Here is a 3,804-nt window from a genome sequence, read left to right on the forward strand (position 1 = left end):
AGTTTTCCTCATCTGGACCGGAAGGAAAGTGCAGTCCTGTAGAAGCCAATCGGTAAGCGCGCCAGGGAAGTGGCGCTACCTGTCAACGTGAAGCTGGCGACATATGTGAGCGCCTAGCTCGATCGCCATGCTCTTCAATATTGCGCCAAACGCGCTTGTTGCAGTTGACGCTGTTGAAATAGGCAGTTTCGGTCGAACCGACGCGCAAGCCCCAATCGCGGGTGTCGTCGCCGCGCTTCGGGTGCTCGACTTTGATGACTTCGGCGCCGAGGTCGCGCAGCACCATGGCACACGACGGTCCGGCAAGTATCCGGGAGAGATCGAGAACGCGAATGCCGGCGAGCGGCAGTGAGGAGGTCAGGTTAGACATGGCAAATCCAGATTGACAGGGGGCGTAGCGAGGAGGTCACTTCTAGTGCGACTGCTCGACTGTCCGGCGACGCAAGGCGAAGAATTCGGCAGGACGTTTGTCGAAGAAGGCGCGAATGCCTGCGGCGGCCTCGTTCATGGTCTTAACTCCGGCCGAGCGCGATATAGCGCTCGAGATGATGGTCTTCGTCGCCCGGTTGATGGTCGATCATGACGAGGCGCTTGGCGTAATGCGCTCCCACGTCATGCCGATACCGCCATGTAACTGAATACACTCCTCGGCGACGAGCGCTCCGATGCGGCCGGTGCTGTACTTCGCTGCCGACGGGCGGCTCGTCGTAGCCGTCGTGAAGCGCGTCCTCAATGAACGGCTGCGCATACGGCCCCATCGCACGGCGTAACAACGACGAGATCTCCGGCCGAATAAATCATGTTTGCGTGCTGGCCGAGCGTGGTCCACGTTTTCTGGTCGTTGACGATGTAGTGCGAGCCGGTAACATCGACGCCGCGCACGGCGGTGGTCTTGACCGCTTCAACCGCGGCAAGCAGGCCCGCCCGCACGTGGGCGCCGGGTGCGTTGATCGGCAGGTTGTCGATCTCCTGATCAGTCGCAGTGACAACCGCGCTTTCGAGCAGATGCCGAACGAGCATCTGACAGATATGTGTGCCGGTTGCAGACACACATATCTATAGGGGCATCAGACCGTCCTTTTGCGTCAGCCGCGCACCGCGCTGACAAAAATGCCAAGAAGCTTGAACAGGGACGGACGCGCCTGAAACGCGAATAATTTGCGAACTGTCGCGGCGGAGGTCCGGTTACTAATGAACCACGGCGGTCGGGGCAGCATGGTGAAACTTCCGTGTAACAATGCTCTCGGAAACGGTCGAAACGGCGCCCGAACCACAGACCGCTGTGGGCGGTCAAATAGAAAGCAGTTGTGTACGATCCCGCGCCCACTTTGAATGTTGTTCATGGGGTGACCAGGAAATGCGCCCCAAGGCGTTTGAGCCAACAGGAATCCGAGGCCAGTCCAAGCATTTACCGCAATAGTGCCGTAACGGAGATCAGTGAGCAGGGCTTCGAAGCGCGAGCCTAGTGTTTTTTCAGTCGCCGGATCGATGATGACGTTTGCGCCAAGCGTGCCGTGAAGCTTCGTGTTGGCAAAGTCGATTGCCGATTCGAGGAACGCTTCAGGTGCGGCGCCCGGCAAGAACACGACAGTGAGCGCCGGACCGAAAACTTCGGTTCGGAACGCATAGTCATCGTGGACGCTGGTGCCATCCAGGATTGCAAGCAATCGTGGCGCATCAGAGCCGCGGGCAAACGACAGCGCCGCTGGATAATGCTCGCGGAAGGCCGCCAAACGATCGCTGCTTCCCGGGTAGTAAAGTGGCCTGGTCCGCGCGGAAGAAAAAACCCTCTTCAATTCCGAAAGTAGTGCTGCCGCGTGCGGCCAATCCTGCGGCAAGATAAGGACTTGGCTTGCGACGCAGTTGAAGCCGGAATTGTGTAACTTCTGGGTCGCTATATGCTCAGCCTGAAAGCGAATGTCCGCGTTTGTCCAGTGCCCCGGGACGACGATCGTCGGACACACTGCGCCGAGTTCGCTCGTGATGGGACGCGTGTTCACGCGGATGTCTTGCGCCTTGCGTTTCACACCTTCCTCTCCAGTGCCGAAGACGATTGCGTCGTGCGACGCTGCGCTTCCGGTAATGTGCAATGTTTCCACGAGGGGATGGCCTGTGAGAAAAACGCCGACATCCGTGCCTCCGTTGACAATCGCAAACACGCCCTCTTCAATAAGGGCTGCAAAGATTTTCTCGAAAACGGGCAAGAGGTACGCCGTGACCGGATTCAGCTTGAGGACGACAACACTGTGTTCTGCGTACAGCTTGTACAGAGCGTCTAACGGCGCGATGCTGGTAATGTTACCGGCTCCGAGAACCAGTGAAACTGAGCCGACGCTGGATTGACGCATGGGATCATAGGCGCAGGCAACGAATCGGCGAAGGTTTGATGGCAGTACGCCGGGTTCCATCCAAACTTCGGCACTGACACCACTCAACAGCAAGCGATCAGTCAGCGTCGTAGGAAACACTTGCACTGCTGTCTGGTTAGTCGCGGTTGTGCGTACTTTCATTGCATCCAGAAAGCGAAGACCATTCAGCTGCGTTAGCGTGCAAAGCAGCACATCGATTGCCGTCAAGGCTGCCCACGGCCCCGAGGTCCATTCTTCACCGACGAGCGGGGAATCCGTGGGCAAACCCTTTGCTGCGGAAGCGAGCCTGGCCCATTCATCCGCGTTTTCGACTAACGCTTCACGAATCAGCTTCAATAACTCAACGCGACGGCCTACCGGCGTCGTCGCCCATTTTTCCTTATTCGCTGATACGGTAACTACGATCCGTTCGACCGGGTGCAGGCTGGAGTTGAGTGCGTCGCCCGCAACTTGCGTGGAACTCTTCATCGATCTGATCCCTAACCCGGGTCTGGAGCGCCCGAGGTCTGGAATTATTGGGACGATCGTCCTAATATGTCCAAATGTTTTTGGACGATCGTCCTATTTTGTGGCGGTCGGAATCGCTGCAAGTAGCAGGTGCCGGATGGTGCGCCGAAATCGCTTGCCTTCGGAGTCCTCTCCAGAGAGAGCCATTTGCAGTGCATTGAAGAAATGCGCATCAAGCAGGAGAAATGTCTGATGGATCGTTCCGCGTGATGCCTTAGGCTGCTGCAGGTGAATAAGCGTAGATGTGGCGTTCTCCAGATCCCGCTCGATCTCCGAGGTGGCCACGCGCAAACTTGGATTAAACAGTGCTTGAGCGCGTAGGTCGTACCAGAGACGATGAATCTTCGCGTCGCGCGTAGCGGCTACGATTAGCAGGTCGATGACAGAGGTTACGCGGTTCTTCGTGGCTCCTTCCTGCTCCATCGCTTCCACAAGACGACCAATGAAGCGGGTCTTATAGCGACGTATTGTGTAGAGAATGAGGTCAGTCTTGCTCTCAAAGTAATAGTGTAGTTGTCCTAGGTTGATTTCTGCAGCTTCCGCGATGTCGCGCAGCGACGTTTCAGCGTACCCGTGTTCCGCAAAGCACCTGATCGCGTGGTCAGCGATCTCGATTCGACGATTTTCGCGCTTTTCGGTTTGTCGCATGTCGTAGTATTCCCGTTGTTTTTGTGCCTCGTTTTCTGGCCTTTCCCCCAATCTTTTGAAGTGGGGGCATTGCGTCACCTTTGAGTGTCGCGCGTTCATGTGCCCGCACGAGTAGTTGAGCCGTGCTGCTTCTCGATTGGAGGGGCAAGCACGGTGCCAGCGAGATTCTACTTGAACGGACTTGACGAAGGCGCGGCCAGTGCACTCGCGCTCAGGGCCGTTTGATTGGTCTTTAGAGATGAACGTTAGCGTTTCGACACTTTCGGAAAGAACAGGCGAG

General features: G+C 57.0%; 3 protein-coding genes and 2 pseudogenes. All 5 read right to left on the reverse strand.

Going from position 1 to position 3,804, the window contains the following annotated elements:
* Nucleotides 1–151 precede the first annotated feature (151 nt).
* A pseudogene (locus FVF58_RS50665) lies at nucleotides 152–370 on the reverse strand (CoA transferase); the annotation flags it as partial.
* Nucleotides 371–512: 142 nt separating this feature from the next.
* Nucleotides 513–694: pseudogene (locus FVF58_RS50670) on the reverse strand (pimeloyl-CoA dehydrogenase small subunit); the annotation flags it as partial.
* Nucleotides 695–729: 35 nt separating this feature from the next.
* Nucleotides 730–1,020, reverse strand: a complete 291-nt coding sequence (locus FVF58_RS50675) for a hypothetical protein (RefSeq protein ID WP_149676939.1) — start codon at nucleotides 1,018–1,020, stop codon at nucleotides 730–732.
* 65 nt (nucleotides 1,021–1,085) lie between these two features.
* The gene (locus FVF58_RS50680) at nucleotides 1,086–2,837 is read right to left on the reverse strand and encodes an aldehyde dehydrogenase family protein (protein WP_149676940.1); all 1,752 of its coding nucleotides are present in this window, start codon (nucleotides 2,835–2,837) and stop codon (nucleotides 1,086–1,088) included.
* A 93-nt stretch (nucleotides 2,838–2,930) separates the two neighbouring features.
* Nucleotides 2,931–3,804 (reverse strand): TetR/AcrR family transcriptional regulator (locus FVF58_RS50685; RefSeq protein WP_223191247.1); only part of this gene is annotated, 874 nt, incomplete at its 5' end.

The organism is Paraburkholderia panacisoli (assembly GCF_008369935.1).
In the GTDB taxonomy this organism is placed as follows: Bacteria; Pseudomonadota; Gammaproteobacteria; order Burkholderiales; family Burkholderiaceae; genus Paraburkholderia; species Paraburkholderia panacisoli.